The organism is Microbacterium sp. CFH 31415, from assembly GCF_022538185.1.
GTDB lineage: Bacteria > Actinomycetota > Actinomycetes > Actinomycetales > Microbacteriaceae > Microbacterium.
This window is the reverse complement of record NZ_JAKYXC010000002.1, coordinates 114,976-139,911: the sequence shown is the minus strand read 5'-3', so window position 1 is coordinate 139,911 and position 24,936 is coordinate 114,976. Positions and strand designations below refer to the sequence as shown.

General features: G+C 69.3%; 22 protein-coding genes and 2 tRNA genes. 7 read left to right on the top strand and 17 right to left on the bottom strand.

All coding sequences use genetic code 11. The features are described 5' to 3' along the window. Nucleotides 1–86: 86 nt before the first annotated feature. Entirely contained in the window at nt 87–2,666 is a 2,580-nt protein-coding gene (gene valS / locus MK786_RS01565) for a valine--tRNA ligase (RefSeq protein ID WP_241110502.1), read from the top strand. A 1-nt stretch (nt 2,667) separates the two neighbouring features. Next, nucleotides 2,668–2,916 carry a hypothetical protein gene (locus tag MK786_RS01560; protein WP_241110501.1) on the top strand — a complete coding sequence of 83 codons (249 nt, stop codon included), beginning with the start codon at nt 2,668–2,670 and terminating at the stop codon, nt 2,914–2,916. A 7-nt stretch (nt 2,917–2,923) separates the two neighbouring features. On the opposite strand, the gene MK786_RS01555 is transcribed toward MK786_RS01560, so the two are convergent. Genes MK786_RS01555 through MK786_RS01545 form a run of 3 tightly spaced genes read right to left on the bottom strand, consistent with a single transcriptional unit; the run spans nt 2,924 to nt 5,195 of the window. Continuing rightward, nucleotides 2,924–4,354 (bottom strand): MFS transporter, encoded by a 1,431-nt coding sequence (locus MK786_RS01555; protein ID WP_241110500.1) that lies wholly within the window; start codon nt 4,352–4,354, stop codon nt 2,924–2,926. Beyond that, nucleotides 4,351–4,560: a hypothetical protein gene (locus MK786_RS01550; protein ID WP_241110499.1), complete on the bottom strand. Its 210-nt coding sequence runs from the start codon at nt 4,558–4,560 to the stop codon at nt 4,351–4,353. Before MK786_RS01550 ends, MK786_RS01555 begins: the two co-directional genes overlap by 4 nt. Beyond that, the gene (locus tag MK786_RS01545) at nt 4,557–5,195 is read right to left on the bottom strand and encodes a transcriptional regulator (RefSeq protein ID WP_241110498.1); all 639 of its coding nucleotides are present in this window, start codon (nt 5,193–5,195) and stop codon (nt 4,557–4,559) included. The genes MK786_RS01550 and MK786_RS01545 overlap by 4 nt, the downstream gene beginning before the upstream one ends. 107 nt (nt 5,196–5,302) lie before the next feature. Between MK786_RS01545 and MK786_RS01540 the strand changes: the two genes are divergently transcribed. Beyond that, nucleotides 5,303–7,354: a M3 family metallopeptidase gene (locus MK786_RS01540; protein WP_241110497.1), complete on the top strand. Its 2,052-nt coding sequence runs from the start codon at nt 5,303–5,305 to the stop codon at nt 7,352–7,354. A 58-nt stretch (nt 7,355–7,412) separates the two neighbouring features. Here the strand turns inward: MK786_RS01540 and MK786_RS01535 are convergent, their stop codons facing one another. The 9 genes from MK786_RS01535 to MK786_RS01495 all read right to left on the bottom strand — a co-directional run bounded on the left by MK786_RS01535 (nt 7,413) and on the right by MK786_RS01495 (nt 14,877). Next, nucleotides 7,413–8,471, bottom strand: a complete 1,059-nt coding sequence (locus MK786_RS01535; protein WP_241110496.1) for an alpha/beta fold hydrolase — start codon at nt 8,469–8,471, stop codon at nt 7,413–7,415. Nucleotides 8,472–8,475: 4 nt separating this feature from the next. Beyond that, nucleotides 8,476–9,345 (bottom strand): hypothetical protein, encoded by an 870-nt coding sequence (locus MK786_RS01530; protein WP_241110495.1) that lies wholly within the window; start codon nt 9,343–9,345, stop codon nt 8,476–8,478. 109 nt (nt 9,346–9,454) lie between these two features. Beyond that, entirely contained in the window at nt 9,455–10,723 is a 1,269-nt protein-coding gene (gene clpX, locus MK786_RS01525) for an ATP-dependent Clp protease ATP-binding subunit ClpX (RefSeq protein ID WP_241110494.1), read from the bottom strand. 172 nt (nt 10,724–10,895) lie between these two features. Next, the gene (locus MK786_RS01520; protein WP_191766881.1) at nt 10,896–11,567 is read right to left on the bottom strand and encodes an ATP-dependent Clp protease proteolytic subunit; all 672 of its coding nucleotides are present in this window, start codon (nt 11,565–11,567) and stop codon (nt 10,896–10,898) included. A gap of 32 nt (nt 11,568–11,599) precedes the next feature. Next, nucleotides 11,600–12,184, bottom strand: a complete 585-nt coding sequence (locus MK786_RS01515) for an ATP-dependent Clp protease proteolytic subunit (protein ID WP_191766880.1) — start codon at nt 12,182–12,184, stop codon at nt 11,600–11,602. A gap of 80 nt (nt 12,185–12,264) precedes the next feature. Then, the gene (locus tag MK786_RS01510) at nt 12,265–12,753 is read right to left on the bottom strand and encodes a tetratricopeptide repeat protein (RefSeq protein ID WP_241110493.1); all 489 of its coding nucleotides are present in this window, start codon (nt 12,751–12,753) and stop codon (nt 12,265–12,267) included. A 72-nt stretch (nt 12,754–12,825) separates the two neighbouring features. Next, nucleotides 12,826–14,259 (bottom strand): trigger factor, encoded by a 1,434-nt coding sequence (tig, locus tag MK786_RS01505; RefSeq protein WP_241110492.1) that lies wholly within the window; start codon nt 14,257–14,259, stop codon nt 12,826–12,828. An 81-nt stretch (nt 14,260–14,340) separates the two neighbouring features. Continuing rightward, a tRNA-Pro gene (locus MK786_RS01500) sits at nt 14,341–14,414 on the bottom strand. An 85-nt stretch (nt 14,415–14,499) separates the two neighbouring features. Further along, nucleotides 14,500–14,877 carry a nuclear transport factor 2 family protein gene (locus tag MK786_RS01495; protein WP_241110491.1) on the bottom strand — a complete coding sequence of 126 codons (378 nt, stop codon included), beginning with the start codon at nt 14,875–14,877 and terminating at the stop codon, nt 14,500–14,502. A gap of 99 nt (nt 14,878–14,976) precedes the next feature. On the opposite strand from MK786_RS01495, the gene MK786_RS01490 reads away from it, so the two are divergent. The 3 genes from MK786_RS01490 (at nt 14,977) to MK786_RS01480 (ending at nt 17,810) form a co-directional block, all read left to right on the top strand. Then, nucleotides 14,977–15,050, top strand: a tRNA-Gly gene (locus MK786_RS01490). 236 nt (nt 15,051–15,286) lie between these two features. After that, entirely contained in the window at nt 15,287–16,738 is a 1,452-nt protein-coding gene (locus MK786_RS01485) for an LCP family protein (RefSeq protein WP_374200413.1), read from the top strand. A 163-nt stretch (nt 16,739–16,901) separates the two neighbouring features. Next, nucleotides 16,902–17,810 (top strand): alpha/beta fold hydrolase, encoded by a 909-nt coding sequence (locus tag MK786_RS01480; RefSeq protein ID WP_241110490.1) that lies wholly within the window; start codon nt 16,902–16,904, stop codon nt 17,808–17,810. A gap of 6 nt (nt 17,811–17,816) precedes the next feature. Here MK786_RS01480 and MK786_RS01475 read toward each other — a convergent pair whose 3' ends face one another. Beyond that, complete coding sequence (locus tag MK786_RS01475) at nt 17,817–18,356, bottom strand: gamma carbonic anhydrase family protein (RefSeq protein ID WP_241110489.1); 540 nt, start codon at nt 18,354–18,356, stop codon at nt 17,817–17,819. A 9-nt stretch (nt 18,357–18,365) separates the two neighbouring features. After that, the gene (locus MK786_RS01470; protein ID WP_241110488.1) at nt 18,366–20,501 is read right to left on the bottom strand and encodes an acyltransferase family protein; all 2,136 of its coding nucleotides are present in this window, start codon (nt 20,499–20,501) and stop codon (nt 18,366–18,368) included. A gap of 172 nt (nt 20,502–20,673) precedes the next feature. On the opposite strand from MK786_RS01470, the gene MK786_RS01465 reads away from it, so the two are divergent. Continuing rightward, nucleotides 20,674–21,156 (top strand): DNA starvation/stationary phase protection protein, encoded by a 483-nt coding sequence (locus MK786_RS01465; protein WP_241110487.1) that lies wholly within the window; start codon nt 20,674–20,676, stop codon nt 21,154–21,156. An 85-nt stretch (nt 21,157–21,241) separates the two neighbouring features. Here MK786_RS01465 and MK786_RS01460 read toward each other — a convergent pair whose 3' ends face one another. From MK786_RS01460 to MK786_RS01450, 3 genes are read right to left on the bottom strand one after another with little or no spacing between them, the layout of a single operon-like run. Further along, the gene (locus MK786_RS01460) at nt 21,242–21,910 is read right to left on the bottom strand and encodes a response regulator transcription factor (RefSeq protein WP_241110486.1); all 669 of its coding nucleotides are present in this window, start codon (nt 21,908–21,910) and stop codon (nt 21,242–21,244) included. 20 nt (nt 21,911–21,930) lie between these two features. After that, nucleotides 21,931–23,319, bottom strand: a complete 1,389-nt coding sequence (locus tag MK786_RS01455; RefSeq protein ID WP_241110485.1) for a sensor histidine kinase — start codon at nt 23,317–23,319, stop codon at nt 21,931–21,933. Then, entirely contained in the window at nt 23,300–24,874 is a 1,575-nt protein-coding gene (locus MK786_RS01450; RefSeq protein ID WP_241110484.1) for a multicopper oxidase family protein, read from the bottom strand. The genes MK786_RS01455 and MK786_RS01450 overlap by 20 nt, the downstream gene beginning before the upstream one ends. Between the last annotated feature and the right edge of the window lie 62 nt (nt 24,875–24,936).

Here is a 24,936-nt window from a genome sequence, read left to right as displayed (position 1 = left end):
CTCGGCATGCCGACCCGGTAGAATCGTGCGACAACCCACACTCAGGCACGCTCACACAGTGCCGCACATATCGCACGAGGAGACCCATGGCCGACGCGCTGATTCCCGACAAGCCCGCACTCGAGGGTCTCGAAAGCAAGTGGGATACCGCCTGGAAAGAGCAGGGCACCTACCTGTTCGACCGCATCCGCGCCGCCGAGGTCGGCCGCGCAGGCATCTTCTCGGTCGACACTCCCCCGCCCACTGCGTCGGGAAGTCTCCACATCGGCCACGTGTTCAGCTACACGCACACCGACGTGAAAGTGCGCTTCGAGCGCATGCGCGGCAAGACCGTCTTCTATCCGATGGGCTGGGACGACAACGGCCTGCCGACCGAACGTCGCGTGCAGAACTACTACGGCGTGCGCTGCGACCCGTCGCTGCCGTACGACCCCGGTTTCACGCCCCCGTTCGAGGGCGGTGACAACAAGAGCAGCCGCGCCGCAGACCAGGTTCCCGTGAGCCGCCGCAACTTCATCGAGCTCTGCGAGAAGCTCACCGTCGAGGACGAGAAGCACTTCGAAGCGCTGTGGCGCTCGCTCGGACTCAGCGTCGACTGGACGCAGACCTATCGCACCATCTCGGACGACACCCTGCGCACCAGCCAGCTGGCGTTCCTGCGCAATCTGGAGCGGGGCGAGGCCTACCAGGCGATGGCCCCGACGCTGTGGGACATCGACTTCCGCTCGGCGATCGCCCAGGCCGAGCTCGAAGACCGCGATCAGCCCGCCGCGTATCACCGGGTGGCCTTCCACAAGGCAGACGGTTCCGGTGACGTCCACATCGAGACGACGCGTCCCGAGCTGCTTCCGGCGTGCGTCGCGCTCGTGGCACACCCCGACGACGAGCGCTACCAGCCGCTCTTCGGCACCACCGTGCGCACCCCGCTGTTCGAGGTCGAAGTGCCCGTGCTCGCGCACCCGCTCGCCCAGCAGGACAAGGGCTCGGGTATCGCGATGATCTGCACCTTCGGTGACGTCACCGACATCATCTGGTGGCGCGAGCTCGACCTGCCCAACCGCACGATCCTGGGCCAGGATGGCCGCGTCATGGCCGAGGCGCCCGACGTGATCGCAACGGATGCCGCCAAGGCCGCATACGCGGAGCTGGCGGGCAAGACGGTGTTCAGCGCGAAGAAGCGCATCGTCGAGCTGCTGAAGGAATCGGGCGAGATGGAGGGCGACCCCCGGCCCTTCACCCACGCCGTGAAGTTCTACGAGAAGGGCGACCGCCCGCTCGAGATCGTGTCGACCCGTCAGTGGTACATCCGCAACGGCGCGCGCGACGAAGCTCTCCGCGACAAGCTGATCGCGCTCGGGCGCGAGGTCTCGTGGCACCCCGACTTCATGCGGGTGCGGTTCGAGAACTGGACCAATGGGCTCACCGGCGACTGGCTCGTGTCGCGCCAGCGGTTCTTCGGCGTGCCGATCCCGGTGTGGTACGCCCTAGACGAGAACGGCGACCGCGACTACACCCGGGTACTGACGCCCGACGCCGCCTCTCTGCCCGTCGACCCGACGACCGATGCGCCCTCGGGCTACACCGAGGACCAGCGCGGCGTGCCGGGCGGCTTCGACGGTGAGGCCGACATCTTCGACACCTGGGCAACCTCTTCGCTGACTCCGCAGCTCGCCGGCGGCTGGGAGCGCGATCCCGAGCTGTGGAACCTCGTGGCGCCGTTCGACGTGCGCCCCCAGGGTCAGGACATCATCCGCACGTGGCTCTTCTCAACGATGCTGCGCAGCGCGCTGGAGGATGGCCGCGCGCCCTGGACGGATGCCGCGATCTCGGGGTTCATCGTCGACCCCGACCGCAAGAAGATGTCGAAGTCGAAGGGCAACGTCGTGACGCCCGCCGACATCCTCGTCCAGCACGGCTCGGACGCCGTGCGCTACTGGGCGGCGTCGAGCCGCCTCGGCACCGACGCCGCCTTCGACCCGCAGAATCCGACGCAGATCAAGATCGGCCGTCGCCTCGCGATCAAGGTGCTCAATGCAGCCAAGTTCGTGCTGTCGTTCCCGGTACCCGAAGGTGCGCAGGTCACGCACGCGCTGGACGCATCCATGCTCACGACGCTGGACGCCGTGGTGCGCGACGCGACCACGGCGCTGGAGTCGTTCGATCACGCCCGCGCCCTCGAGATGACGGAATCGTTCTTCTGGACGTTCTGCGACGACTACCTCGAGCTGGTCAAGGAGCGCGCCTACAACCAGACCGACGTGGGCCAGGCGTCCGCGGCGCTCGCCCTGCGGACCGCCCTCTCGACCATGCTGCGACTCTTCGCACCGGTGATCGCGTTCGCCTCCGAGGAGGCGTGGTCGTGGTTCAACGACGGCTCCGTGCACACCTCTGCGTGGCCCGAGCCGCTCGGGACCGAGGGCGACACCGCCGTGCTGAAGGTTGTCGGCGAGGCCCTCATCGGCATCCGCCGCGCGAAGACCGAGGCGAAGGCCTCGCAGAAGACGCCCGTGACGCGCGTCACGATCGCCGGGCCCACGGCATCCCTCGACGCCCTCCGTCTCGCCGAAGGCGACCTCAAGGCAGTCGGCCGTATCGCCGAGATCGTCTACGCCGAGGCCGACGAGCTCGCCGTCACCGACATCGAACTCGCACCCCAGGAGGCCTGACATGCAGCTCGGCACACGCTGGACCTCGGGCGACGAGCCTCCGAGGTCGGTGCCGCCGGCGCTGCGCGGCGAGATCGAGGCGGTGGATGCCACGATCCCCGCGGATCAGCTCGGTCAGCCGCGGCCCCGGTGGACGATGACGTGGCTCGAGGGCAGACCGATCGCCGAGCTCGATACCGGCATCATCGTGTCGCTCGACGAGAACGGCGAGGCCTTCGCGCGCAACGACCCCGAGGACGGCTTCGGCTGATCGGCCGTCACTCCTCGGGCTCGCTGTGCTTCGACGCCTCGAGGAGCAGCTTCGAAGCGATCAGTGCGGCGAGCAGGGTCGCCACGGCGGCGATCACGTAGGGCAGACGCAGGTCATAGCGCGCCACCCAGCCGCCGAGCAGCGTGGCGAACGGGAAGAGTCCCCACGTGAAGGTGCGGATGATCCCGAGCACGCGGCCGAACAGGTGGCCAGGCACGATCGCCTGGCGCAGTGCACCCCACGGCACGTTCCACACCGAGACAGCACACGCCATCAGGCCGTAGGCGATCGTGCCGGTGACGACCTCGGGTGCAGCCCAGACGGCGGCGAGGGATGCCGCGGCCACGAGGTTCGCACCGAGCATGACCGGGCCCCGGCCGAAGCGCTCCACCAGAGTGGACGCCACGAGGGAGCCCGCGAGGGCGCCGAGTCCGATGCCGGCGGTCACGAGGCCGATGGCGGCCGGCGCGACGGCGAGCTCGTCGAGGAAATAGAGGATCGTGGGAGCCTGGGCGAAGGAGAACGCCGAGCCGACGACCGAGGTGAAGACCACCATCGACCGCAGGAAGTGGTGATGCCACAGGTACGAGATCGCCTCGCGGGCCGACACGCTTTCGTCGGCAGCCGACGATGCCACGGCGGCGTTCGCCCGCTCCCCAGCCTGCTCGGCGGGGCCTTCGGCTGCGGACAGCGGTTCGCCTGCGACGACGGCGGCCGCCGGCTCCGGGGCGTCCTGCCGTTGCGCCGCGGGGGCATCGCGCAGCGGACGGGCGGCCGACAGCGGCAGCATCACGGCGAGGGCGATGGGGATGAGGTAGCCGGCCGCGCCCACCCAGAGCGGGAGTGCGAGCGACACGGCGAACAGCACGCCGCCGATCGGCGTGGCGATGAAGTTGTCGATGGTGATCTGCGCGGCCTGCAGGAATCCGTTCGCGCGATCGAGGGAGCGCCGCTCGACGAGCGACGGGACGATCGCATTCGTGGCGTTGTCGAACAGCGTCTCGCCGAACCCGAAAACGAGGGTTGCGGCGAAGAGCCACCAGATGTCGAGCGCGCCCGTCACCGTGAGGAACGCGAGGCCGACGGCCGCCAGGCCGCGCAGCGCGTTGGCGAGCGCCATGATCCGCCGGCGGTCGTAGCGGTCGACGATCATGCCCGCGGGCAGGCCGAACACGAGCCACGGCACGAACGCGAGCGCCCCGAGTGCGGCGATCGCGAGGGGGTCGCGGGTGAGCGTGGTGGCGATGAGCGGAACGGCGACGCGGCCCACTCCGTCGGCGAGATTGCTGAAGGCCGCCGCTGTCCAGAGCTTGCCGAAGTCGGCGCCCAGTCGCGGCTTGGCTGCGGGTCGCCCGCTCGATGACGCGACAGGCTGAGGGGGCCCGCCCTTGCGCCCGGCCCCCTCGGTCTGGTCAGCGGTGTCCACGGTGTCGGTCATCGCGGGAGCATCCCCACGGCGCCCATGGCCAGTGCGTCGGAGCGGATCTCGCCGGCGGCGGTCTGCGCAGCCCGCGGGCCCTCGGTGGTGCCCCGGCGCTCGAGGCGGGTCGCGACGAAGCGGTCGAGGCCGGCGGCGGTGGTCAGCAGCATCCGCTCGAATCCGGTGGTGCGGACGACGGCGTGCGATGCAGTGAGAGCGGTCATGACTGTCCTCCAATTTCGGGAAGCGGGAAGAGGTCGGCGCGGATGGTGACCGGCCGCACGTTCTCGCCGCTCTGGTTGCGGTAGTTGTCCACGGCCTCGTCGATCAGGGCCATGATCTTGAGCGCGAGCTCTTTGCTCTGCTCCGGAGTGAGCCGGGCGGTGGCGGTGGATATCAGCGTCCCCTCCTGCCACATCTCGTCCTCGCCCCCGATGCCGCGGTTGACGAACTCGAGGAGCTGGTCGTTGCGGTTGCGCAGGAACTCGTTCATCACGACCTGCGTGGCAGCGCGGCCGGCGGGCGTCGTCATGGCATCGGGGCTCGCGAACGACACGCCGCCGATGGGACGCTCCCACCAGCGCTCGCGGCCTGTGCCGCGGTCGGCGGCCTCCTGGATGAGGTCGTGCTTGGCCAGCGCGCGCAGGTGATAGCTGGTCGCGCCGCTCGACTCGCCCAGCCGCTCGGCAAGGGAGCTGGCGGTCTGCGGACCGTACTGGCTGAGGATGTCGTAGATCTTCACGCGAAGCGGGTGCGCCAGCGCCCGAAGAGCGCCCGAGTCGAGAACACGGTCCTCGTTGTGTCGCTGCTCGGCCCGGGCCATGGCCGCGGCCTGGTCGCTGGTCTCGTTCTCTGCCATGCGTTCAGAGTAGCCATGCAAAGACTTCTTTGCAAGCACTTCTTTGCAACATACATTTTGCAAAGGAATGGCGGCATTGCGGTGCTCGCTGACTTAGGCTGTACGCCATGCCCAACGAGAACCCGCTGCTCTCTCCCGCCACGCTCCCCTACGGTCTGCCCGACTACACGGCGATCCGGCCGGAGCACTATCTGCCCGCTTTCCAGGCGGCGTTCGCGGAGCACGCGCGCGAGATCGCGAACCTCACGCGAGTGCGGTCGATGCCGACGTTCGACAACACTCTCGTACCGCTGGAGGAGAGCGGCAGGCTGCTCGGCGACGTCGCCCGCACTTTCTACACGGTGTCGTCCGCCGACGCGACGCCCGACATCCAGGCGATCGAAGAGGAGCTCGCTCCCCTGATGTCGGCGCACCAGGACTCGATACAGCTCGACGCGCAGCTGTACTGGCGCATCAAGACCGTGCACGATCAGCTCGACTCCCTCGGTCTGGAGTCCGAGCAGCGCTACCTCGTCGAGCGCCACTACCGCGAGATGACGCATGCCGGCGCCGCGCTCGACGACGCCGCCAAGCAGCACCTCACCGCGCTCAACCAGCGCCTGTCGACTCTGACCACGTCGTTCGAGAAGAACCTCCTCAATGACACCAACGACCTCGCCGTGGTCTTCGACAGCCCGGCTGAGCTCGACGGCCTCACCGAGGGCGAACTCTCGGCTGCCGCGCAGGCCGCGGCGGATCGAGGCCTGGACGGCAAGTGGGTCGTCACCCTGACCCTGTTCACGGGACATCCCTATCTCTCCTCACTGACCGACCGTACGAGCCGCAAGCGGATCCTCGACGCCTCGCGCGCGCGCGGCTCGCGCGGCAACGAACACGACAACCGCGCCGTGCTGCTCGAGATCGTGCGCCTCCGGGCCGAGCGCGCCGCGCTGCTCGGCTACGACACCCACGCCGCGTACATCACCTCCGACGAGACCGCCGGATCGCCCGAAGCCGTGCACGACCTCCTCCGCCGGCTCGCAGTGCCGGCAGCGCGCAACGCCGCCAAGGAGCAGGCCGCGCTCCAGGCGATCGTGGACGCCGAGCCCGAGCCGTTCACGCTCGAGGCGCACGACTGGGCGTTCTACACCGAGAAGGTGCGCGCCGCAGAGTACGACCTCGACCGCAGCGCGCTACGCCCCTGGTTCGAGGCCGAGCGCGTCCTGCAGGACGGCGTGTTCCGTGCCGCCACCGACCTCTACGGCGTGACGTTCGCCGAACGGCCCGACATCCCCGCGTACCACCCCGACGCGCGTGTCTTCGAGCTGCACAACGCCGACGGGAGCGAGCTGGGGCTGTTCATCCTCGACCTCTATACGCGCGACACCAAGCGCGGCGGCGCGTGGATGAACTCTATCGTCTCGCATTCCGCTCTGCGTGGCACGCGACCCATCGTGGTGAACAACCTCAACGTTCCCAAGCCGGCGCCCGGCACGCCGTCCCTCCTGACCCTCGACGAGGTCACGACGCTCTTCCATGAGTTCGGACACGCCCTCCACGGTCTGTTCGCGACCGTGACGTACCCGCACTTCGCCGGCACGAACGTGTTCCGCGACTTCGTCGAGTTCCCCAGTCAGGTCAACGAGATGTGGATCTACTGGCCCGAGATCCTCGACTCGTACGCCCGCCACGTCGACACCGACGAGCCGCTGCCTGCGGAGGTCGTCGAGAAGCTGCACACGTCCGAGGCGTTCAACCAGGGCTTCGCCACCAGCGAGTACCTGGCCGCGTCCTGGATCGACCAGGCGTGGCACTCGCTGACGTCGGCGCAGGCGACGGCCGACATCGACGTGGCGTCGTTCGAGGCGGCAGCGCTCGCCGACATCGGCCTCGACAACCCCGCCGTACCGACGCGCTACTCGTCGACGTACTTCGCGCACGTGTTCTCAGGTGGGTACAGCGCGGGCTACTACTCGTATATCTGGAGCGAGGTGCTCGACGCCGACACCGTCGAGTGGTTCCGTGAGAACGGCGGCCTGACGCGCGACAACGGCGACCGGTTCCGGCAGCGCCTGCTCGGCGTCGGCGGGTCGAAGGACCCGCTCGAGGCATACCGCGATTTCCGTGGGCGGGATGCCGACATCCGGCCCCTCCTCGAGCGCCGGGGCCTCGTCGCCTGAGCGGTCAGCCGAACGGTCGGCCGGCGCCGGCGCCTGAGCGGTCAGCCGGCACCGGCGGTCAGTCCGGATGCGCCGTGACCCATGCGGCTGCCGCCGCGCGGGAGGAGACCCCGAGCTTCTGCCGCGCGTTCGCCACGTGGCGGTGGATGGTGTGGACGCTGAGGAACAGCTCGTCGGCGATCTGCGCGTCGGTGCGCCCGCGGGCGACGAGCACGAGAACCTGACGCTCGCGGTCCGAGATCGGCCCCTCTCCGCGCGGCGCACCGCGCTCCTCCGGTGCTCGGATCGCAGCGAGCTCGGAAGGATCGGCGCCGGCGAAGGCGAGTGCTTCGCGCAGCAGGGCGCGGCTGTCGCCGTGCCAGGGGTGGTGTGCGCTGCCGTCGAGGATGCGCAGCTCCGCGCCGGGGATCGCCGCCGCCGTGCCGGCTCCGAGCGCGAGCGGGATCGCGCGGTCGCCGCGGCGGTGCATCACGAGGGTCGGTGCACGCACCGCACCGGCGGTCGCGCTCACGTTGATCGCGTAGACCTCGGCCAGCGCGTCCGCGGCGGCCTCGGACGATCCGCTCGCTCGCTGATGCCGCAGATAGGCATGCTGCTCGTCGGGTGTCGCAGCGGGGAAGAACACGTCCGACATGACCCTGCCGCCCACGCCCCAACTCCGTCGCACGAGATCGACGAGGGCGTCGCGGTCGGCCTCCGGGGCGATGTCGGTGCCGCGCAGGTAGGCGCCCGAGAGGATCATCCGATCCACCCGCTCGGGAAACCGCGCGGCCAACTCGATCGCGACGGGAGCGCCAGACGACCCCGCGAGCACGGTCGCCGCGTCGACGCCCGCGGCGTCGAGGACCGCGGTGAGTGCGTCGACATGACGCCCGACCGCGATCGCACCCCTCGGCGACCGCGTCAGCCCCGTGCCGGGTGGGTCCATCCGGATCACCCGCCGATTCCCGGCCAGCGTCTCGACGAAGTGGCGGATCGGCGGGTACTCGAGGTCGTGGACGAGGTGGCTCATCCACCAGCCGCCGAGCAGGAGAGGCTCTCCCTCTCCGAGCTCGGTCCAGGCGACGTCGTCGGCCCCCGACCATGTGTGCCGGATCGTCGTCGAGGTGCCGTCCACCTGATCAGTATGGAACACGCGCCCCGTGTCCGCGGCGCATGCGCAGCGCGTGCAGACCCTGGTGGCGCAGGGCGATCCAGGTCGCGTCCGCCCTCGCCACGATCTCGCCCGCGGAATCCGTCAGCGCGACCGACGTCTCGTAGCGCCGTCCCTCGTGCGCGCGTGTCCAGCTGTGGACGACCAGCTGCTCCCCCACCCGCGGACGTCGTTCGACCTCCGCCGTCATGGTGCCGAGCAGGCAGAGTTCACGGTCGCGCAACGCCGCCGCGGGATAGCTCGTGCAGTCCATCGCGGCCCACACGGCGGGGAACGGCGCCGCCCCGCCCACCGAGTCCCGGCCGTCCACGACCCACGGGGCGGTGAGCAGTTCGGGGCGGCCAGGTGCGAATCCGGGCGTCACGTGCATGCCGTCGGCACGGCGCGGCCCGCAGACGACGCAGTCGGAGAGAGGATGCCGCAGCCCGGCGAGCGGGTGCGCGTCGCGAGCCATGAGCGCTTCCTCGAACGACGGCGCGGCGGGAAGCGCAGTGTCTGCCAGCACACCCGGGCGGGCTTCAGCGACCACGCGTCGCCCGGACAGGACACGGGCGCCGCCCTCGCCATCGGGGCGCGCGACGAGCAGCCGTCGCAGCGGCACCGGTCGTCGCAGCACGACCGTGACGGTGTCGGCGTCGACGTGGCGCGCGATCATGCCCGCCGCGTACCCGCCGTTCGCCGAGTGCCGCGGTCCGTTCAGGCGCGCGTCGATCGAGAACACCGAATCGGGCAGGGGCGGGGACGCGGACGCCGTTCCCGCCAGTCTCGCGGCAGAGCCGGCGTCGGGGCGGCCGAAGAGAGCCGCGGCGTGATGGGTGGAGAACACGAGTCCAGTCATGACCCGAGTCAATCGCCGGCGGCGCCGGTGGCGCGTCGCGCGAATCAGCCAATCGTCGATGGCCGGATTGGGCCATCGACCTGGGCACCGATGGGCAGCTTCAGACGGGTCAGGCGCTCTTGCGCTTCTCGCGCAGCACCAGCGTCGGGGGCGCACTCTCCTCGACGGAGGCGCGCGTGACGATCACCTTGTCGACATCGTCGGTGGAGGGGATCTCGAACATGATCGGTCCGAGCACGTCTTCGAGGATCGCGCGGAGTCCGCGGGCGCCCGTCTTGCGCTCCACAGCGAGGTCGGCGATCGCCTCGAGCGCCTCGGTGTCGAACTCGAGCGTGACTCCGTCGAGCTCGAACATGCGATGGTACTGCTTGACCAGGGCGTTCTTCGGCTCGGTCAGGATCTCCATGAGCGCCTCGCGGTCGAGCGGTGACACCGACGCGACCACGGGAAGACGGCCGATGAACTCGGGGATGAGACCGAACTTGTGCAGGTCTTCGGGTCGCACTTCGCTGAAGAGGCTCAGGTCGTCGCCCTTGTTGTGCAGCGGTGCGCCGAAGCCGATGCCGTGCTTGCCGACGCGCGCGGAGATGATGTCTTCGAGGCCCGCGAATGCACCGGCGACGATGAACAGCACGTTCGTGGTGTCGATCTGGATGAACTCCTGGTGCGGATGCTTGCGCCCGCCCTGCGGCGGAACCGAGGCGACCGTGCCCTCGAGGATCTTCAGCAGCGCCTGCTGCACGCCTTCTCCGGAGACGTCGCGCGTGATCGACGGATTCTCCGCCTTGCGGGCGATCTTGTCGACCTCATCGATGTAGATGATGCCGGTCTCGGCGCGCTTCGTGTCGAAGTCGGCGGCCTGCAGGAGCTTGAGGAGGATGTTCTCGACGTCTTCGCCGACGTAGCCGGCCTCGGTGAGAGCGGTGGCATCGGCGACCGCGAACGGCACGTTGAGGCGCTTCGCGAGGGTCTGAGCGAGGTAGGTCTTGCCGCAGCCCGTCGGGCCCAGCAGCAGGATGTTGCTCTTGGCGATCTCGATCTCGTCGGCGCGCTGCTCGGCCGACTGGATCGTACCGTGCGCGCGCACGCGCTTGTAGTGGTTGTACACCGCCACGGAGAGCGCCCGCTTGGCGGCCTGCTGCCCGACGACGTACTCCTCGAGGAAGCCGAAGATCTCACGTGGCTTCGGGAGGTCGAAGTCGGTCACCACACCCGAGGACGACTCGGCCATGCGCTCTTCGATGATCTCGTTGCACAGCTCGACGCACTCGTCGCAGATGTAGACGCCGGGGCCGGCGATCAACTGCTGCACCTGCTTCTGGCTCTTGCCGCAGAAGGAGCACTTGAACAGGTCGGCGCTCTCACCGATGCGTGCCATGCGGCTCCTCCTCGTCGCGCCGGGGGCAGACCCCTGGCTGTCCTCCGAGCCTAATCGTTCGAGCCGACATGCGGCGGGATTGCGACACGCGTTGTGGAGGATGCGGCGTCCGCCCACAGCGAAGCCCCGCCACCCCGGGCATGCGGGGAGACGGGGCTGCGCGGCATCCGCTCTACTTCGTCAGTGCGGCGGGGGTGCGCTTGCGGGTCGTGAGCACCTGGTCGACCAGACCGTAGGCGAGAGCCTCCTCGGCGCCCAGGATCTTGTCGCGATCGATGTCCTTGTTGACCTCTGCGACGGTCTTGTTCGAGTGCTTCGACAGCGTCTCCTCGAGCCAGGTGCGCATGCGCATGATCTCCTGTGCCTGGATCTCGATGTCGCTCGCCTGCCCGTGGCCCGCCTCGCCCATCGCGGGCTGGTGGATCAGGATGCGGGCGTTGGGCAGCGCGAGACGCTTGCCGGGCGCACCGGCCGCGAGCAGCACGGCGGCGGCGGAGGCCGCCTGACCCAGCACCACGGTCTGGATCTGCGGCGAGACGTACTGCATCGTGTCGTAGATCGCAGTCATGGCCGTGAACGAGCCGCCGGGCGAGTTGATGTACATGATGATGTCGCGATCGGGGTCCTGGCTCTCGAGCACGAGCAGCTGGGCCATGACATCGTCGGCCGACGCGTCGTCGACCTGAACGCCGAGGAAGATCACGCGGTCCTCGAAGAGCTTGTTGTAGGGATCCTGGCGCTTGTAGCCGTAGGCCGTGCGCTCCTCGAACTGCGGGAGGACGTAGCGGCTGCCGGGCATCTGGAGCCCTTGCGGGGCGCTGGGTCCGAAGGTGGGGGTCTGCATTGCGGGTTCTCTCTCTTTCGCCTTCGGTGCGCTCAGTTGGCGGTTCCGCCGCCGCCGATGACGTCGGTCGCGGACTCGCGGATGTGGTCGACGAACCCGTACTCGAGGGCCTCGTCGGCGCTGAACCAGCGGTCGCGGTCGCCGTCGGCGTTGATCTGCTCGACGGACTTGCCCGTCTGCGCCGCCGTGATCTCGGCGAGGCGCTTCTTCATGTCGAGGATCAGCTGCGCCTGGGTCTGGATGTCGCTCGCCGTGCCGCCGAAGCCGCCGTGGGGCTGGTGCAGCAGCACGCGCGCGTTCGGCGTGATGTACCGCTTGCCCTTGGTGCCCGCCGTGAGGAGGAGCTGGCCCATCGAGGCGGCCATGCCGATGCCGACGGTGACGATGTCGTTCGGCACGAACTGCATCGTGTCGTAGATCGCCATGCCGGCCGTGATCGATCCGCCGGGCGAGTTGATGTAGAGGTAGATGTCCTTCTCGGAGTCCTCGGCGGCGAGCAGGAGGATCTTCGCGCAGATCTCGTTCGCGTTCTCGTCGCGCACCTCCGACCCGAGCCAGATGATGCGGTCCTTCAGCAGCCTGTCGAAGACGCTCGTCGCGACAAGTGGTTCGGCCATGTGTACTCCTGATTCCGTGGTCGTGCCATCGAATCTACCGGCGCGCTGCGGGCGACCCGCCCGTGTTCGCCCTGGGCAGATCAGTCCTGTGGGTCGATGAGATCGCGCGCGTACGCGGCGACCGAGCGGGTGTAGCGCGGCAGGTGCGGCGCGAGTGCCGTGAGAGCGACGGATGCTGCGCGCACGGCCTCCCCCGATGACACCAGCGCGAGGGCGTAGAAGGCCGCGGCCGCGTCGCGCAGCGGCGCGCCGGGGTCACGCTCGTACTCCGCGCGCAGCAGGTCGAGCGCCTCGTCGAGCTCGCCGAGATTCCGGATCGTGCTCGCGAGCTGGATGACCGCCTGTGTGCGCAGCTCGTCGTCGAGGCCTGCCTCGAGCGCCGCCCGGTACAGCGGCTCGGCCTCGGCCTCGAGCCCGGCCGAGTCCCGGGCGCCCGCCCGCTCGAACAGCGCACGCCCGTCGTCCTCATCCCGCTCGGCGGCGAGCTCGTCGATCAGCCGCACCCGCTCCGCGTCGTCCAGTCCCTCGTCGGCCCACACCGCCGCGACCCGGTCGTTCCAGTCGGTCATCGTCATCCTTCTCTGACAGAGAGGGGGACGGATGCCGCGGCATCCGTCCCCCGTTTCACTGCGATGCAGCGATCACTCCTTGTCGGCAGCGGCCTTCTTCTTGGTCGGCGCCTTCTTCTTGGCGGGCTTCTCGGCCTCTTCGGCCTCGATCACGGCGTCGGCGTCGGCCGCGGCATCCGCGATCTCCTGTGCCTCCTCCACGACCTCTTCCTCAGCCTCGGCCTCATCCTCGACGGCGACGAAGCCGGTGAGGTCGACGGTCTTGCCGTTCGTGTCGACAACGTTGACCTTGCCGAGCGCGATCGCGAGGGCCTTGTTGCGGGCGACCTCGCCGATCATCGCGGGCAGCTGGTTGCCCTGCTGCAGCGCGTTGACGAAGTCCTGCGGAGCCATGCCGTACTGGGCGGCGGACTGCACGAGGTACTGCGTGAGCTCGTCCTGCGAGACCTGCACGTTGACCTGCTCGGCGATCTTGTCGAGGAGCATCTGCGTCTTGAACTGCTTCTCGCTGGCCTCGGCGACCTCGGCGCGGTGCACGTCGTCCTCGAGGCGGCCCTCGCCCTCGAGGTGGGTGTGCACCTCGTCCTCGATGAGCTGGGCGGGAACCGGGATCTCGACCTGCTCGAGAAGCTGCTCGATGAGCTTGTCGCGCGCGGCCGAGCCCTGCGTGAACACCGACTGCTCGCCGACGCGGTCCTTGAGGCTGTCACGCAGCTCGCCGATGGTGTCGAATTCGCTGGCGATCTGGGCGAAGTCGTCGTCGGCCTCGGGAAGCTCGCGCTCCTTGACGGACTTCACGACGACCGAGACCTCGGCCTCCTCGCCGGCGTGGTCGCCGCCGACGAGCTTCGAGCGGAAGGTGGTCTCTTCGCCGGCGGTCAGCGAGTCGATGGCCTCGTCGATGCCCTCGAGCAGTTCGCCCGAGCCGACCTCGTACGAGACGCCCTCGGCGCGGTCGATCTCGGCGCCCTCGATCGTGGCGACGAGGTCGAGCTCGACGAAGTCACCCGTGGCGGCCGGGCGGTCGACGGTCACGAGCGTGCCGAAGCGGCTGCGCAGACGGTCGAGCTCCTCGTCGATGGCGCTCTCGTCGACCTCGATCGCGTCGACCTCGACCGTGGTGCCCTCGAACGCGGGCAGCTCGAAGTCGGGGCGGACATCCACCTCGACCTCGACCTTGAGGTCGCCCGAGAAGTCCTTCTCGGCCGGCCATTCGGTGACCTCGGCGCTCGGACGGCCGAGGACGCGGAGTTCGTTGGACTCGACGGCCTGGCGGTAGAACGTGTCGAGCCCCTCGCTGACGGCGTGCTCGAGCACCGCGCCGCGCCCGATGCGCTGGTCGATGATCGGTGCGGGGACCTTGCCCTTGCGGAAGCCGGGGATCTGGACGTCCTGAGCGATGTGCTCGTACGCGTGCGCGATCGACGGCTTGAGCTCGTCGGGCGTGACCGTGATGTGCAGCTTCACCCGGGTCGGGCTGAGCTTCTCGACGGTGCTGTTCACCATGCTTGTTCGTTCTCCTCTATCGGACCGCGCGCGCATGCGCGGCTGAAGGTCTGGGTCGGAATTCTGTGAGGGGCCGTGATGTCGGGGCGACAGGATTTGAACCTGCGGCCTCCCGCTCCCAAAGCGGGCGCTCTACCAAGCTGAGCTACGCCCCGGGCGGGTTCGCACGCACGCGTGCGCCATTCGGCCCCGAGAAGTCTAGCCGACCCGCCCGGCAGTCGCCTGCGCGCGCCGCTCGGGCTACATGCGCTCGACCCACTCGGCACGCCAGTCGGGAGCCGGGAACGGCTTCGTCCAGTACGCGGTCTCCTGAGCGATGCGGCCGTCGCGCAGCTCGAAGATGAAGATCGACTGGTACGGATCGCCGTCGCCGTAGTCGAGGTCGGCTTGAGCGACCCACACATCGCCGTCGCCGATCAGCCTCCGCAGCGAGATCGCCGGCAGCTGGGGGAATCGCGTGTACACAGCGCGGCGATTGTCGCCGCCCACGATGCGCTCCCCCGACTGCGGCCACTCCATCACCGCGTCCTCGTGGAACAGGTCGTCCATTCCGCCGACGTCGCCCGCATTCAGCGTGGCGATGAGCGCTTCGACGACCTCTCGGCCCGTGCGTGCCATGATCGGCTCCCTCCGCTCTGCCGCGCGTCGGGCTGACCTGGGGAGCGGGATGACGGCCACCATGTACTACGATTGGTCGGTGCCCGTCAGCGGGCGCACGGGGATGTAGCTCAATGGTAGAGCCTCAGTCTTCCAAACTGATGGTGCGGGTTCGATTCCCGTCATCCCCTCCACAGCCCTCTCGGGCGGCCCCGGCCCGCGCGAGAGGGCTTTTGACGTAACGCCGCCGGCTGCGCTGTCGTTTCCTGCATCCGTTGCCGGTCCACGCGGGCGCGAATGCAGGAAACGACAGCGCCGACCCCGCGGCACGCATCCACGCCACCGCTCCACTCGCTCGGCACGACGTCGGCGATACACCGTGCCATTACAGGGATAGGCCGTGACCCGTGCCTACCCTGAGGGCGTGAGTGTGTCCACCGCCGAGCCCAGACGGCTGCAGGGCGCCGCCGCGCCGGCCGCGCCTCGGAAGTCCGCGCCGCTCACCCAGGAACGACCGATGCGGTTTCCGGATGCCTCGTCCCGAGCCGTGATGACGCGGCGCGGATGGTGGCTGGTCGTCCTGAACTTCCTGGTCCCCGGCTCGGCACAGGTGCTCGCGGGGAACCGCCGTCTGGGACGCGTCGGGATCGTCGCGACTCTGGTCATGTGGGCGCTCGCGATCGCCGCCGCGCTGGGAGCGCTGCTGGCGCGGTCGGTGGTGCTGGCGATCGGCACGAACTGGTTCGTCCTGCTCCTCGCCCAGGGGCTGCTCATCGCTTACGCCGTGCTGTGGCTCATCCTCACGGTCGACACTCTGCGCCTCGTGCGCCTGGTGCGGACCGGACGACGCGCACGGTTCGGCATCGCCGCGGCATCCGTCGTCCTTCTCGTTCTGGCCTGCGGAACTGCGGCGTACGGAGCGAACGTGGCCGGCACCACACGCGAGACGCTCGGCGCGATCTTCGGCGCGAGCGGTCCCTCCGTCGAGCCGTCCGACGGCTATTACAACATCCTCCTCCTCGGCGCCGATCACGTTCCTTCCAACGATTCGAAGCGGTTCGACAGCATCTCGGTCGTCTCGATCAACGCCGAGACCGGCGCGACCACCATCACCGGCTTCCCGCGTGACATGCCCGGCTTCCCGTTCTCGGAAGGGCCGATGCAGGATCGCTACCCGAACGGCCACGAGGGTCACGCCGACGCGACGTGCGGGTGGGGCAGCGGCATCAACCAGCTCAACACCGAGGTCGAGGTCTGTCAGGACGGCTCGCTGATCTATCCCGACGCGGTCTCCAAGGGGTCCGCGCCGGGCATCGAGGCGACCAAGGATGCCGTCGAGGGCATCCTGGGCATCGAGGTACCCCATTACGTGACGATCGATATGTACGCCTTCGAGGACCTCATCGACGCCCTGGGCGGTGTCGAGATCGACGTCAAGGAGCGAATCCCGATCGGCGGCCCGGGCTATACCGGGGAACCGCTCGAAGATTGGGTCGAGGGATGGATCGAGCCGGGCACGCAGCGCATGGACGGCTTCACGGCGCAGTGGTACGCCCGCTCCCGTCACACCACGAGCGATTTCGACCGGATGCGCCGGCAGCGGGAACTGCAGCAGGCGATCCTTGCGCAATTCACTCCGCAGGTCGTGCTCACGCGCTTCCAGGAGGTGGCGGACGCCGGTGCGGACATGGTGAGCACAGACCTCCCCTCGTCGTTCATCCCGACTCTGCTCGATCTGGCGCTGAAGGCGAAGCAGCAGGAGATCACGACGATCGAGCTGACGCCCGACGGCGGCATCGACGAGCACGACCCTGACTGGGCTTACATCAAGGAGCTGGTGCAGACGAAGCTGCACCCGCCGAAGCCGACGCCCGAGGGCTGACGCCGTCGCGGCCGCGGCCGGTTCTGCGTGACCACGCCACCGCAGCCGGGCGCCCACCGGCTCCCCTGCATCGGGTGATTTCCGCCGCCCCGCTACCGGACGGCGTGCCCGAAGAGCAGAATCCGACTCAGGACTCGATCGGACAGAACGTGAGGGAGCACCGATGAGTACGCCCACCTCGCCCGCAGGCGCCCCCAAACCGCGCAGACTCCCGCGCCGGCCGGCGTCGAGTCTCACCGAGAAATGGACGCGGATCGACGGCGTCGACGTGTTCTACCGCGAGTCGCCGAACCCGCCCGCCGACGCACGCGTGATGACCCACGTGCACGGCTTCGGACTCTCGGGGAGGTACCTGCTGCCGACAGCCGAACGCCTCGCCGACCGATTCCACACCTTCGTCCCCGACCTGCCCGGGTTCGGCCGCAGCGGCAAGCGGCGCGACATGCTCGACATTCCCGATCTCGCCCACGCTGCCGCCGACTTCCTGGACGACCGCGGCGTCGAGAAGTCGACGCTGGTGGGCAACTCGATGGGCTGCCCGGTCATCATCGAGTTCGCGCATCACTACCCCGAGCGGATCGACCGTGCGGTGCTCGTCTCCCCCGCCGGCGGCATCTTCAATCAGCCGCTCCGTCGCGCGATCGCCCAGTTGACGACGGATGCTCCGCGGGAGCCGACCCGGATGGCACGGGTCGCCGTACCCGACTACGTGCGCTTCGGCGTGCCCAGCACCATGCGGATGTTCCGCGCGCTGACGCAGTACCCGTCGCTGCAGCGCCTCCTCGAGATGCGCATCCCGACGCTGGTCGTGCTCGGGCAGCGCGACCCGCTGCTCCCCCACGCGCACCGCGTCGACGAGGTCGCCAGTCAGACCGACAGCCACGTGCTCGTCGTCCTGCTCGAAGGTGCCGCGCACGCCATCAACTTCAGCCATCCCGGGCAGCTCGCTCACGTCATCACGCTCTTCATGGACGACAAGCCGATCGAGAACGACCCGTCCTGGCCAGGGCATGTGCGCCTGTACGAGGTCCACCGGGGCAAGCACCATCCGCCGCCGCGGCAGGCCGAATGAGGCGGATCAGTCGACGGGTCGCGCGTCGAGATGCTCCTCGATGTGGGCGAGGTAGTGCGCGGCGTTCGCGACGAGGCCCGCGCGCTCCTCGTCGGTGAGCCCACGGCGAACTTTGGCGGGGACACCGGCGACGAGCGAGCCGTCGGGGATGTCCGAGCCTTCGAGCACCACAGCTCCGCCGGCGACGAGGCAGCCGCGGCCGATCCGGGCGCCGTTCAGCACCACCGCACCCATGCCGATCAGCGAGCCGTCGCCGATCGCGCAGCCGTGCACGACGGCGTTGTGCCCGACCGACACGTCCTCGCCGATCACGACCGGCTTTCCCGCATCAACGTGCACCGAGACGTTGTCCTGCAGGTTGCTGCGCGCCCCCACCGTGATGGTGTCACCGTCGGCACGCAGCACGGCGTTGTACCAGACGCTCGCGCCCGGCCCGAGCGTGACGCCCCCGATGACGCGGGCACCGCTGGCGATGAACGAAGTGGCGTCGAGCGCGGGCGTCCTGCCCGCCGCGCTGAGCACCGATGCTCCGGAAGCGATCGTCATGATCCGACTCTATTCGGCCAGGGCGTTCCGGATCGCCTCGGAGTACCACGGCGCGAGAGTATCGGCGAAGGTCACCGTGAGGTGATCCTGGTCGCGGTAGATGTTCGCACCACCCACGACAGGGACACACAGCTCCTCGCCGCAGAACACGTCCGTGAAGTCGAGGAGCGTGACGCCGTCGCGCTGGGCGGCAGCGTCGCGCAGCGGGTCGTCCGCGACGAGCACATCGGACCGCAGTCCGTCGCATTCCGCGGCATCCCGCGTGCGAAGGCACTTGTTGGGGTCGGTCTCCCAGACGGGGTTGTCCACGACGGTGATCACCGGCACGCCGTGGTCGAGCATCGCGTCCCACGCGTCGACGTAGCCGGCGACCGCCGCGTCGTACGACGAGTCGAACCCGGCGGACGAGTACGGGGTCGTTGCGATCGCCGCGGTGAACACCGCGTCGAGGTCGGCGTCCGCCATCGCCGCCGTGACGCCCTCCCGCCATTCCGTGCATGCGGCGCCGAAGGCGCCGGGCGTGGACAGCGGTGTGGAGTTCCATGGGCACGCGCCTTTGAACCACGTGACGAGCTGCCAGCCCTCGTCCTCGGCGATGCGCTGGAACGTCGACAGCAGCTGGTAGGCATGGCTGTCGCCGACGAGGGCGACGCGCGGCGCGTCGGGGTCGTCGGACCCGAACGTGCACGAGACCGGTCGGGCGTCGGTGAGCTGCACGAAGCACTGAGCGTCGGCCGGGCGGTCGATGCCCGCGAATCCAGGCGCCGGGAGGATCGTGTCGCCGAAGTCGGCGTCGGCGCACGAGGCGTCGAGCACCGCGGCTGCGCCGAAGCACGGCGGCGGGTCCTCCTGGAGCTGCTGGATGTCGCGCACGCCCGCGTTGTAGGCGGGCGCGTTCACGAACCACGCGGTCGACGCGACGACCGCCACGATGAGCATCGCGCCGAGCGAGCTCCACAGCGTGACGCGCGCAGGCCGTGACGTCAGCACCTTCCAGCTGCGGGCAGGGTCTTCGACGAACTTCTTGGTGAGCCACGCGAGCACGAAGCAGAGGATCAGCAACGCAACCCGGTGGTAGATGGTGAGGCCCCAGAACGGCACCGACGGCGCGATGATGATGAGCGGCCAGTGCCAGAGGTACAGCGAGTACGAGATGTCACCGACGAACTGCGCCGGACGGATCGCGAGGATGCGCGTGGGGTACCACCAGCGCTCGGTGTTCGAAGCGGCCAGCACCGCCGCTGCGCCGAGGGTCGGAAGGGCGGCCATGTACCCCGGGAACGGCGTCTGGCCGTCGAACGTGAAGATCGCGTAGACGAGGACGAGCACGCCTGCCCAGCCCAGCACGAAGCTCCCGATCGCGTTGCGGACCCGGAGCAGGGGCACCAGGGCGATGAGCGCGCCGACACCGAACTGCCACATCCGTCCGAAGGTCACGAAGTACGCCGGAGCAGGGTTCGTGATCGTGAACACGACGCAGAACGCGAACGAGACGACCGTGACGATCGCGAGGGCCGTGATGACGGCGCGACGGCGGGCACCGCGGAAGAACTTCACTCCGACCCATGCCGCGAGCAGCATGAAGAGCGGCCACATGACGTAGAACTGCTCCTCGAGCGACAGCGACCAGTAGTGCTGGACGGTGGTCGGGTCGCCCGAGTGGTTGAGGTAGTCGGCGCTGTTGAGCGCCAGGAACCAGTTCTCGACGTAGAACGTCGACGCGAGGATCTCCTGCACCTCGTTCGGAAGCGCCGAGGTCGGCGTGAGGTATGGCGACATCGCGACGATCGCACAGAAGAGCAGGACGAGGAGGGATGCCGGCAGCAGGCGTCGCGCGCGGCGCGCCCAGAACTGGCCCAGTCGCACGCTCCCCGTGGCCGAGAGCTCGCGCATGAGGTGTCCGGTGATCAGGAAGCCGGAGATCACGAAGAAGATGTCGACGCCCACGTAGCCGCCCGTGACCCGGCCCGGCCAGAAGTGGTAAAGCACGACCGCGAGCACGGCTATCGCGCGCAGACCCTGCACGTGCGGGATGAACCGCGACGGCTCGGCGTGCTCGGGAGAGCGGTCGCGCGGCTCGCGGGTCACGGTGGCGGCGGGCGCACGCAGATTCTGCGGCCCGAGGTCGTGATCAGCGGAAGGCACCTATCGACGTTAGCCGGTGTCGGCTGACAATCCGGCATGACATCGCGGCGTCCGCGCCACCGGTTAGCCGAGCCTTGTCTTGCTTGCGGAATGCCGGGTGCTGAGTAGCGTTGCACCCACCGGAGGACGCACGCCGATCGAGGCGTCCCTCCCCATGATGGAGGCGACCGATATGACCAAGACGAACACCACCCCCGCTACCGCTGCCGACCCCACCGTGGCCGCCGCCAGCGCCCAGTTCCTCACTCCCGTCGTGCTCGGGTTGCAGGCCCTCGCCGTCAACGGCAAGCAGGCCCACTGGAACGTGCGCGGCGCGAACTTCATCGCCATCCACGAACTCCTCGACACCCTCGTCGCCAATGCGCAGGCTGGCGCCGACCAGGCCGCCGAGCGGATCGTCGCACTCGGCCTCCCGGTCGACGCGCGCGTCGGCACGATCGCCGGGAAGACCTCGACCGCTGTTCCCGCCGGCTTCACGCAGTGGGAGGCTCTGATCCGCGACGTGATCTCCGACATGGACGCCGTGATCGCCGACACGCAGGCCGCGATCGACGGCCTCGACGAGTTCGATCTCACGAGCCAGGACGTCGCGATCGGCATCAAGGAGACGCTGGAGAAGGATCGCTGGTTCCTGTTCGCGCACCTCGCGGAGTGACTGCGCGCGCTCGCCGAGCGAGCGCAGCGAGACGAGACGCCCCGGACCTCGACGAGGTCTCGGGGCGTTTCGTCCGTTTCGTGCGTCAGGAGCTCTGAAGGAACGCGAGCACGGCGAGCACCCGTCGATGCTCCGTGCCCGACTCCTCGAGCCCGAGCTTGGCGAAGATGGCGCTGATGTTCTTCTCCACGGCGCCGACGCCGATGAAGAGTCGCTCCGCGATGCTCGCGTTGCTGCGACCCTCGGCCATGAGCGTGAGCACATCGCGCTCCCGGGGCGTGAGGGTCGCCAACGGGTCGGGGCGTGCCGCGATCAATCCCTGCACGACGAGCGGGTCGAGCACCGTGCCGCGCTCGCGCACCCGCCGCACAGCATCGGTGAACTCCTCGAGCGAGGTGACCCGGTCTTTCAGGAGATAGCCGACTCCCCCGTCGCCGCCCGCGAGGAGCTCACGAGCGTACACGCCTTCGACGTATTGGCTGAGAACCAGGATGCCGACGTGCGGCAGGGCCCCGCGCAGCGTGAGCGCGGCGCGGATGCCCTCGTCGCGGAACCCCGGCGGGAGCCGCACGTCGAGGATCGCGACATCCGCCTCCGCATCGCGCACCCGCGCGACGATGTCGTCGGCGTCGCCCCACGCGCCCGCGGTGACGTAGCCGGCCTCGTCGAAGAGGCGCACCAGGCCCTCGCGCAGCAGCACCGAGTCCTCGATGAGGACGACGCGCACTGCACCTGTGTCATCGCCTGCTGCCATGCCCTCAGCATAGGGAGCGCTCACGGCGCGACCTGGGTCACCGGCACGTGCACGCCGATCGAGGTCGGCCCGCCCACGGGGCTGTCGACGACGAGAGTGCCCCGCAGGCCGGCAACGCGCTCGCGCAAGCCCTCGAGCCCGTGGCCGACGGCGTACGTCGCGCCGCCGCGGCCGTCGTCGACCACCCAGACGTCCAGCATCGACGGCGCGCCCGAGACGGATGGGCGCAGCGACGCCTTTACGGTCACGGCGGTGGCCCCGGCGTGCTTCACGACGTTCGTGAACAGCTCGGCCACGACGAAGTAGACCGTGCGTGCGACCTCCGGGCTCGTGACGGCATCGATGGTCGGGTCGATGTCCTTGTGCACGACGAGCGGCGTCGTCGCGGCGACGGCCGAGAGGGCGGCGGCGAGGCCGCGGTCCTGCAGGAGCGGCGGGGCGACGCCGCTCGAGAGCGCGCGCAACTCGTCGAGCGCGGCCTTGGCGTGACTGCGCGCCTCACGCGCGAGCTCGGCCGCGGCATCCCCGTCACCGGATTCGGCACGGCGTTCGAGAGCCGCGAGATCCAGCTGCAGGCGCACCAGTCGCTGCTGCGGGCCATCATGGATGTCGCGCTCGAGGCGGCGCAGGGCGACGTCCTCGGCGTGCACGGCAGCGCCACGGGCCGCTGCTTCGGCGCGCACCTCGGCTGCGAGGTCGTCCGACCGCCAGCGTCCGAGCATGCCCTGCGCGACGGCGTGGTGACCGCGGGCGAGACCGCCGAGGACCCACGGCATCGTGAACGTGAAGATGACGCCGGCGATGAAGTACAGCGTGACCTCGACGGCCCACGACGACCAGCCGCCGAACATCCACGGCAGCGCATCGGCGACATAGCGGCCCCAGTCGCTGCCGTCGCCGCGCGGGATGAAGACTCCCCAGAACCAGTACGTGAGTCCGCCGAGCCCGACGCTCAGCCATACCGTCGTGAGCGTGAAGGAGATCGTGCTGATCACCGGGTTCACGACCATGCCGTGCACGAGGTACAGCCAGTAGTGGGCGTTGCGGATCGGGCGCGTGAGCACCATCCAGAAGCCGTTCGTGCCCGTCTTGTCGCGATTCCACTCGGGCTCGGCGATCTGCGGCAGGCCGGTGAGCCAGAGGAGGCCGCGGTCTGCGATGCCGAACCCGCGCGCCACGAACAGCGACCCGACGATGATCGGCAGGCCGACGATGAGGACGAGCAGCCCGACCCCGGTCCAGAACAGCGCGGCGAGCACGCTCACCGAGATCATCGCCAGCACGAAGACGGCGATGAGGTAGACGGCGCTGCCGGGCGTGCGGCTCCAGGCGCGGCCGTAGTCCGCCCAGAAGCCCTCTTGCGCCGCGCGGGGCGCGGGCGTGACGGCGTCAGTGGTCATGGTGGTCATCGGAATCTCCCTCGGGACGTCGCAGGTCGGGCTCTTGGCCCGGCTCGACGACCAGGAACTGTCCCATCATGCCCTGGTCCTCGTGCCACAGCAGGTGGCAGTGATACATGTACGGAGTGGTCGGATCGGCGTAGTCCTCGAACCGCACGAGCAGCCGGTACTCGCGGTCCTGCTCGAGCGCGATCGTGTCCTTCCAGCCCGACAGCCGCGCCGGCGGCTTCCGGCCGTCCACGCTCAGCACGCGGAACTGCGTGTCGTGGACGTGGAACGAGTGCGGCAGCGGATTGTTGTTGTGGACGGACCAGACCTCGCTCGTGTCGACGGTGGCGACGACGTCCGAACGGCCCAGGTCCATCTGGCGGTCATTGATGCTGTGCCCCGACATCTCGAACGAGCGGTGGGCCGCGGCATCCGATTCATCCGCCTCCGGCATGTCGGCGAGCGTCTTCGGAAGCTCGGGAGACGGGAGGAGGGATGCCGCGGCCCGCAGCTCGAGCACGTCGAAAGCTGCACCGCCGGCGTGGAGGGCCGGGTCGGGCGCCTGCGATCGCAGGGCGACACGCTCACCGGGCGATAGAGCGACGACGATCTCGGCACGCTCCCCCGGCGACAGCGGCACGCTCGTCGACGCGAAGGGTTCCTCGAGGAGGCCGCCGTCGGTGCCGATGAGCGCGAACTCTCGACCGTCGGCGAAGGTGAAGTCGTACATGCGCGCACTGGACCCGTTCAGCAGGCGCAGGCGCACGTGCTCGGTCGTCACATCGAGGTACGGCGCGACGGTGCCGTTCACGAGGATCGTGTCGCCGAGCACGCCGTCGAACTGCATGCCGATGCTGCCGGAGAAGGCACCGTCTGCGCTGAAGGACCGATCCTGCACGATGACCGGGATGTCGTCCACGCCGTACTCGCGCGGCAGCGGCAAGGCAGCCTCCTCCTCGTCCTGGATGATGAACATCCCCGCGAGGCCGGCGTCGACCTGCTCGCGGGTGCGCCCGTGGAGGTGCGGGTGGTACCAGAGGGAAGCGGCGGGCTGGTCGATGGTCCACTGCGGCCGCCAGGTCGCCCCGGCGGCGATCGGCGTGTGCGGTCCGCCGTCCATCGCGGCGGGCAGGTGCATGCCGTGCCAGTGCACGGTCGTGCTCTCGGCGAGGCGGTTGGTCACCTCCACCCGCACGTCCTCACCGCGGGCGGCGACGAGCGTCGGGCCGAGGTACGAGCCGTTGTAGCCGAGCGTGGGCGTCTCGGTGCCGCCCAAGAAGGACGTGCGGCCCTCGCCGGCGTCGAGCTCGAAGACCCGCACGCCGTCCTCGACCTTCGACGGTGCGAGTTCGGGGATCCGCAGCGGCTGCTCGAAAGTGAACTCACCCGCCGCCGGCGGCGTTGGCCGTGCACTGTTCGACCCGAACCAGATCGCGCCGGCTGCGATCAGCAGGATCACCAGGGCGAGCGGGACGGCGACGAGGATCGCCACCACCCGCCGCCGGCGGCGCGGCGCAACCACCGGCGGCGCGGGCGGCAGCGGCGGAGAAGGCGGCGAGGGCAGAGCGGAAACCATGCCTCCAGCCTCGCCAGAGCACGCGGGAGGCGGCATCCGACTCCCTCCCGAACCGGGAGGGG